Source organism: Longimicrobiaceae bacterium (assembly GCA_035696245.1).
Taxonomy (GTDB): Bacteria; Gemmatimonadota; Gemmatimonadetes; order Longimicrobiales; family Longimicrobiaceae; genus DASRQW01.
The window spans coordinates 1-5,875 of sequence record DASRQW010000331.1 but is presented as its reverse complement, the minus strand read 5'-3'; the positions used below and the strand labels follow the sequence as shown (position 1 = coordinate 5,875).

Genomic DNA, 5,875 nt, shown 5'->3' with positions numbered 1-5,875 from the left:
GCCCGAAGCCCACGAGGTAGTTCCAGCGGAACGGCTCCTTGAGATACCACACGGAGAAGAAGCCGAACACGACCAGCGAGATGACTTCCTGGATCGTCTTGAGCTGCGCGCCGTTGAACCGCGCGTACCCGATGCGGTTCGCGGGCACTTGGAAGCAGTATTCGAAGAACGCGATGCCCTAGCTCACCAAGATCACGGTGACCAGCGGCAGCTCGCGGTGCTTCAGGTGCCCGTACCACGCGTACGTCATGAAGACGTTGGAGACGATGAGCAGCAGGACGGTCGTCATGGTTCGGCGGCGGGTTCGGGAGATGGCATCGTGCGGGAATCTTGGATGCACGGCCGTGCGGCGGCGGTGACGATGGCGCCGCCGCACCCGCCACGCCAGCCCCGCGCGACGAAGCGATCCGACATCGAACGCGAGCGCCCCCCGCGCCGGAAGGCACGGGGGGCGCTGCACATCTGCGGAGCAGGCCGAGGATCAGGCCGCCGACTTCACCAGCTCCACGTCTGCGGAGATCTTGATGTCATCGCCGACCGCGACGCCGCCGGCCTCCAGGACCTGGTTCCAGGTCAGGCCGAACTCGCTGCGCTTGATCTTGCCGGTGGCGCTGAAGCCCGCGCGCTCGCCGCCCCACGGGTCCTTGCCGCGGCCCTCTTCCGTCACGTCGAGCGTGAGCGGGCGCGTCACGTCCTTGATGGTGAGGTCCCCCGTGAGCTTGAACGTGTCGCTGCCGGTGCGTTCCACGCGCGTGCCCACGAAGCGCATCTGCGGGAACGTGTCCGCGTCGAAGAAGTCCGCCGAGCGCAGGTGCGCGTCGCGCTGCTCCTGGCGCGTGTCGATGCTCGCCGTCTTCACCACCACCTCCACGCGTGCCCCGCTGGGGTCGGCGTCGTTGGCCGTGACCGTGCCCTCCACCTCGGAGAAGTGCCCCTTCACCGACGAGATCATCAGGTGGCGCACCGAGAACTCCACGTTGGAGTGCGAGGCGTCGAGGGTCCAGGTGGACTGCGTGGCTGCCGCGGCGGTATCGGACATGGTCGTCTCTCCTAGAATGTGTTCAGGCAAGTAAATCTAAGTACTAAGATAATGTGATGAGGAACGATGTCAAGCGTGGCCCTGGGGCACACGGCAGACGCGGAGTCCGAATCAGGTATGTGTAGCCCGTGGCTTGGCTTGTGCAGACGGCGGTCCCTCCCCACCGCCCCGACACGCCGCCCAGACGAGACCGATGCTGAACGAGATATCCACCCACCGCGGTGCGCGCCACCACCGCATGCTGGGCGCCGCCCTGGTGTCGGCGGGCATGGTGAGCCTGGCGTGGATGGCAGACGCGCGCAGCCGCAACCGCAAGCGCCGGTCGGTGCACCGCACGCTCATAGACGTGCTGCTGAACGCGCTCACGGCAGACGACGCCATGACGGCGCGCCACAGCCGCCGCGTGGCCGACCTCACGTACGTGGTGGCGGCGGCCATGGGCATGCGGGGCGCCGCGCTGGCCACCGCGCGCGTGGCGGCGCTGCTGCACGACATGGGCAAGATCGACGACCGGTTCTTCGACATCGTGCACTCTCACAAGCCGCTCACGCCGGAGCAGCGCGCCGAGATCGAGCACCACCCGCACGAGAGCGCCCACATTTTGGGGCCGCTGGAGAAGCTGCACCCCGGCATCCGCCAGATCGTCTCGTCGCACCACGAGTGCTGGAACGGGAGCGGCTATCCGGTGGGGCTGGGCGGCCAGGACATCCCGCTCTCGGCCCGCATCATCGCCGTGGCCGACGTGTTCGACGCGCTCACGCAGCCGCGCAAGTACCGCGACCCCATGCCCATGGAGGACGCGCTCGAGGAGCTGCACCGCGGCGCGGGGACGCAGTTCGACCCCGCGGTCGTGCAGCTCCTGCTCTCGCCCGCCATCGCGGCGCGGTGGGGTGCCATCGCCCGCGCGGGCCAGCAGGACGAGGAGCGCGTGCGCGAAGGCGAGCAGGACGAGAAGCGGACCGGTTTCAAGGGCCAGGGCGAGTAGCGCCACGGACGCGAGGAGCAGAACGCGCCGTCGCGGCTGCCGGGACGGCGCGCGGCGGCGGTGTTGGACGCGCCTCTGGCGATGCACGGCCGATGCGCAATACGTTCTGCCTACCCGCGCTCGCGGGCAGGGCGCGGCACCCCTCCCGCCGGTCCTCTCCACATCCACACCGGACACACGCCCATGCGCATCCGCTCCCTCGCAGCGACCCTCTCCCTGTGTGCGCTCGCCTCCGCCTGCGGGCACGGCGACGGCGACGCGGCCGCCCAGGGCACGCCCGCGGCCGAGGCGAAGGACGTGATCGGCAAGTGCGCGATCGACGCGGCGGACGGCGCCCCGTACGGCCGCATCACGGCCGAGGAGACGGACGCGTCCGGCGCGCGCATGCTCACCATCGACGGCGGTCCCGCCGTGTGGCACAAGAACGCGGCGAACCTACGCGTGGTGGACTGCCCCGCGGGCACGTAGGCTCTTCGCCACCCTCTGCCGCGGAGAGAGAGCTTACCATCTCCCTGAAGAGTCACTATTTTTCGTCAAGCAGAACTCCGACCTCGTGAGTGGAGAACCGTGGCTATGGCGGCGCTGGAACGCGAAATCATCGAGCGATTGGCGGCGCTCGCCCCGAACCAGCAGAAGCAGGTGCTTGAGTTTGTACGTGGGCTAGACGAGGCACCCAAGCGGGGGAGCGGCGAGTCGCTGCTGCGGTTCGCCGGAGCCCTCCCTCCTGAAGACGTCGCTGCGATGGCACGGGCGATCGAGGAAGGCTGCGAGAACGTAGATCCGCATGGCTGGTAAGATTCTTCTCGACACCAGCGTCGTGGTGGACCTGTTCTCCAAGGTCCCTTCCGTTGAACGCCTACTGAAAAGCGCCGAGGCAGTGTATCTGCCGTCCATCGTGCTTGGGGAACTGTTGTATGGCGCGGAGAGCTCCAGGCGAATCGCTGAGGGCTTAGCGCAGGTTGAGGCATTTGCCGAGAGTACGATTCCGCTCGCTTGTGACCACGAGACGGCTCGATTCTATGGGAAGATCAAGAATGGCCTGAGAGCAAAAGGTCGTCCGATACCCGAGAACGACATCTGGATCGCCGCACTCGCGCGACAGCATGGGATCACCCTGGCCACTCGCGACGCCCATTTCCGAGAGATTGACGGACTGCCGCTGCTTTCCTGGTAGCCCGACCTCGCTCGCCGCAGAGCAAAAAGCATCCCCGGCTCCCTAGTGGAGTCGGGGATGCTGTTATCGGAGCTGGGAATTAGCACCGAGGCGCTGGAGGCCAACCATGCGCCGCGGGTTTGTCCGATGTCAAACCGGTAGTCAGCCGAACGCTGAGGGTTTCGGATGCGATAAATCGCACCCCTACAGGTGCAAGATCAGTGCGGATTTAGGTTTGTCAGTCGCGGCGCTCTACGCGCATCGGTAGGCCGCCGCGGGGGCGGAGGGTGATGAGGGGTTCGAGGAGGACCGGCGCGGGGGAGGCGGGACGGAGGCGCCAGCGCTGGGCCAGGGTGGCGAGGACGAGCGTCAGCTCCATCCACGCGAACCCTTCGCCGATGCACTTGCGCGGGCCGGCGCCGAACGGGAAGTACGCCATGCGCGGGACGGCCGCGTCCGCATCGCCCAGCCAGCGCTCGGGGCGGAAGGCTTCGGGCTCGGGGAAGAAGCGCGCGTCGTGGTGGGTGACCCACGGGCTCATCAGCACCACCGAGCCGGCGCGGATGCGGTAGCCGCCCAGCTCGAAGTCCGCCAGCGGCTCGCGGCCGATGCTCCACGCGGGCGGGCGCAGGCGCATGGACTCCGCCACGACGGCGCGCGTGTACGGCAGCAGCGGAAGGTCGTCTGCCGTGGGCGTGCGGCCGGCGAGGGCGGCGTCCACCTCGGTATGGAGGGCGGACTCGGCGGCGGGGTTGGCGGCGAGCAGGTGCCACGTCCACGCGAGCGCGTTGGCGGTCGTCTCGTGGCCGGCCAGGAAGAGCGTGAGCGCCTCGTCGCGCAGCTGGAGGTCGGTCATGGCGCCGCCGTCGCCCTCGTCGTCACGGGCGGCCAGAAGCATGGAGAGCAGGTCGCCGCCCTCGCCACCGCCCGCGCGCCGCGCCTCGATCATGCGGTAGATGGTGGCGTCCAGCCGCTCGCGCGCGCGGCGCATGCGCACGGTGCCGGGCACGGGCAGCCGGTCCAGGATGAAGGCGAACGGGTTGGTGAGCCGCGAGAAGAGCCCCAGCGCGTCGGTGAGGGCGCGCGAGATCTCGTCGGCCTCGCCCTGCACGTCGGCGCCGAAGAGCGTGCGGCCTGCGATGGCGAGCGTCAGGCGGTTCATCTCCCGCGCGGCATCCACCGTCTCGCCGTCGCTCCATCTCTCCGCCGTCTCGCCCGCCAGGCGCGTCATGGTGCGCGCGTACGCGGCGATTCGCTCGCGGTGGAAGGCGGGCTGCGCCATGCGCCGCTGCCGCAGGTGGAAGTCGCCTTCGCTGGTGAGCAGGCCCGTGCCCAGCAGCACGCGCGAGCGCTGCAACGCCATGCTCTTGATGAAGTTGCGGTTGCGCGTGACCAGCACGTCGCGCACGTGCTCCGGGTCGCCCAGCAGGTAGAACCACCGCTTGCCGATGCGGAAGCTGCTCACGTCCCCGTACTGGTCGTGCAGTCGCATGAGGAACGTCAGCGGGTCGCGGCGGAAGGCCATCAGCGACCCCAGCGGCACCCGCGGGCGCGGGCCGGGCGGATCGGGCAGGCGGTCGAGCTCGGTCGTCATCGGGCGTAATCGGCGGGTTCGGGCGGGTCGGTAGATGAGCCGCGGGCGCGCCCACGATTGCGCATCCCGCATCTCCCGAGAAAAGAACACGTCCGCGAGGGGAAAAGAAGATGCCGCGCCCGCAGCAGCAGCGGACGCGGCATCTTCGTCTTCTCGCCCGCAGACCCGGCTCTGCGTCCGCGGGTTGGCTCCTCGCTCGTCATCTACCGTATCGGCCGTCGGCAGACGAGGCGCGCGCCGGATCAGATCTCGGCCCGGAAGTGGGTGCCGCAGCGGTCGCAGCGGAAGGTGTGCTGCCACGCCTCCATGAGCCCCGGATATTCGTCCGCGTTGTAGCGGCGCCACTTGGCGTACCAGCGCCACACCAGCCACCCGGCGATCGCCGGACCCACCACCAAGCCCACGACGCTCGCGACGAGGATGCCGATCATCCCGCCCAGCAGCACTATCAGCGGGAGGACGCATCCGGCCACCATCCACGCAGGCTTCTTCGCCGGCGGCGTGGCGGCTACGGATGCCTGCGTGCGCGTGGTGACCAGCTCCGAGCCGGGCGTCGCGTCGATGCGCCCGTCGTGGTCCCGGTCCACCGCAACGGGCACCGACGCGGTGGAGATGCCATCCTGGTAGACCACCGCCAGCCGGCGCACGTTCTCGGACGCGCACTTGGGGCAGCGCAGCGGCGTCCCGGGCGCGGGCGCGACGGCCTGACTGCCCCTATCCACCGCGGTCCCGCAGTAGTCGCAAGCGGAGGCCGATGCGGAAACCTGGGCGCCGCACTTGGCGCATTCGCTGGCGTGCATCTATGGGATTGGTGGAGTGGTCTGGGGAGCGGGTCGCAGGAAGCGCTTAAACGTAAGCGGCCCCGCCGGTTTCCGCACGTCCGGATGGACGGTGCGGACCTGGCGGGGCCGAGTGCTGCGAAGGTGGAGCGTGGCGTCAGCCCACCGCCTCCGAGGCGCCTACGATGGGGATGCCCTGCATCGGCACGGTGTCCGCCGGGCCTTCGTCGGACATGTCCTCGACGTCCGGGGCACCCACGGCGGCCGGGACCGGGGCCGCCGAGTCGTCGGCGGCGGATGCGGCAGGCGCTTCCGGCGCGGGCAG

At 69.4% G+C, this 5,875-nt stretch carries 7 protein-coding genes and 1 pseudogene; 4 read left to right on the top strand and 4 right to left on the bottom strand.

Annotated elements, in window-relative coordinates; all coding sequences use genetic code 11:
- Nucleotides 1-289: pseudogene (locus VFE05_15340) on the bottom strand (DMT family protein).
- Nucleotides 290-481: 192 nt separating this feature from the next.
- Nucleotides 482-1,039, bottom strand: a complete 558-nt coding sequence (locus VFE05_15335; protein ID HET6231446.1) for a YceI family protein — start codon at nucleotides 1,037-1,039, stop codon at nucleotides 482-484.
- Nucleotides 1,040-1,232: 193 nt separating this feature from the next.
- On the opposite strand from VFE05_15335, the gene VFE05_15330 reads away from it, so the two are divergent.
- The 4 genes from VFE05_15330 to VFE05_15315 all read left to right on the top strand — a co-directional run bounded on the left by VFE05_15330 (nucleotide 1,233) and on the right by VFE05_15315 (nucleotide 3,198).
- Entirely contained in the window at nucleotides 1,233-2,024 is a 792-nt protein-coding gene (locus tag VFE05_15330) for an HD domain-containing phosphohydrolase (GenBank protein HET6231445.1), read from the top strand.
- A 183-nt stretch (nucleotides 2,025-2,207) separates the two neighbouring features.
- Nucleotides 2,208-2,492 carry a hypothetical protein gene (locus VFE05_15325; protein ID HET6231444.1) on the top strand — a complete coding sequence of 95 codons (285 nt, stop codon included), beginning with the start codon at nucleotides 2,208-2,210 and terminating at the stop codon, nucleotides 2,490-2,492.
- Between the two features lie 105 nt (nucleotides 2,493-2,597).
- Entirely contained in the window at nucleotides 2,598-2,819 is a 222-nt protein-coding gene (locus VFE05_15320; protein ID HET6231443.1) for a hypothetical protein, read from the top strand.
- Nucleotides 2,809-3,198, top strand: a complete 390-nt coding sequence (locus tag VFE05_15315; protein ID HET6231442.1) for a type II toxin-antitoxin system VapC family toxin — start codon at nucleotides 2,809-2,811, stop codon at nucleotides 3,196-3,198. The genes VFE05_15320 and VFE05_15315 overlap by 11 nt, the downstream gene beginning before the upstream one ends.
- Before the next feature lie 217 nt (nucleotides 3,199-3,415).
- On the opposite strand, the gene VFE05_15310 is transcribed toward VFE05_15315, so the two are convergent.
- On the bottom strand, nucleotides 3,416-4,771 hold the full coding sequence (locus tag VFE05_15310; GenBank protein HET6231441.1) for a cytochrome P450: 1,356 nt from the start codon (nucleotides 4,769-4,771) through the stop codon (nucleotides 3,416-3,418).
- 242 nt (nucleotides 4,772-5,013) lie between these two features.
- Entirely contained in the window at nucleotides 5,014-5,571 is a 558-nt protein-coding gene (locus VFE05_15305; protein HET6231440.1) for a hypothetical protein, read from the bottom strand.
- Nucleotides 5,572-5,875 lie beyond the last annotated feature (304 nt).

Bases quoted from the DNA above. Each gene is read 5' to 3' on its own strand.
- VFE05_15310 (HET6231441.1), bottom strand. From the start codon at position 4,771: ATGACGACCGAGCTCGACCGCCTGCCCGATCCGCCCGGCCCGCGCCCG.
- VFE05_15315 (HET6231442.1), top strand. From the start codon at position 2,809: ATGGCTGGTAAGATTCTTCTCGACACCAGCGTCGTGGTGGACCTGTTC.
- VFE05_15305 (HET6231440.1), bottom strand. From the start codon at position 5,571: ATGCACGCCAGCGAATGCGCCAAGTGCGGCGCCCAGGTTTCCGCATCG.
- VFE05_15330 (HET6231445.1), top strand. From the start codon at position 1,233: ATGCTGAACGAGATATCCACCCACCGCGGTGCGCGCCACCACCGCATG.
- VFE05_15325 (HET6231444.1), top strand. From the start codon at position 2,208: ATGCGCATCCGCTCCCTCGCAGCGACCCTCTCCCTGTGTGCGCTCGCC.
- VFE05_15335 (HET6231446.1), bottom strand. From the start codon at position 1,039: ATGTCCGATACCGCCGCGGCAGCCACGCAGTCCACCTGGACCCTCGAC.
- VFE05_15320 (HET6231443.1), top strand. From the start codon at position 2,598: ATGGCGGCGCTGGAACGCGAAATCATCGAGCGATTGGCGGCGCTCGCC.